This window comes from Pedococcus sp. P1_H8 (assembly GCF_056405175.1).
Genome location: NZ_JBFUCP010000213.1, coordinates 1 through 462 on the forward strand (window position 1 = coordinate 1; position 462 = coordinate 462).

At 68.8% G+C, this 462-nt stretch carries 1 protein-coding gene; it reads left to right on the top strand.

The window, feature by feature from the left end; all coding sequences use genetic code 11:
• The coding region (locus AC1DYG_RS19645) for an FtsW/RodA/SpoVE family cell cycle protein (RefSeq protein ID WP_477641531.1) at positions 1-462 on the top strand (462 nt) is incomplete at both ends.

The following is a 462-nucleotide window of genomic DNA, read 5'->3' on the forward strand; positions in this document are numbered from 1 at the left end:
GCCTGGTGATGGTGCTCTCGGCGTCGAGCGTCGAGGCGTACGCGGACACCGGCTCGGCCTACGGCATGTTCACCACGCAGCTGATCTTCGCGGTGCTCGGCGTGGTGCTGTTCTACGTGGCGCTGTGCACGCCGGTGCGGCTGATGCGCAAGCTCGCCCTGCCCGCCTTCGTGGTGTCGGTCGTGATGCTGGCGCTGGTCCTCGTCCCCGGCATCGGCAAGGAGTCCGGTGGCGCCCGGCGCTGGTTCGAAYTCGGTGGGTTGTCCTTCCAGCCGTCGGAGCTTGCCAAGGTCACGCTGGTGGTGTGGGGAGCGTCCGTGCTGGCCACCCGTCGTCCGGGTGCGCCGCTCAAGGAACTGCTGATTCCGCTGGTCCCGGGCGCCCTCCTGGCGTCGGTCCTGGTCATCCTCCAGCCGAACTACTCGACGACGGTCACGTTCGTGATCGTGGTCGGCGCCCTCC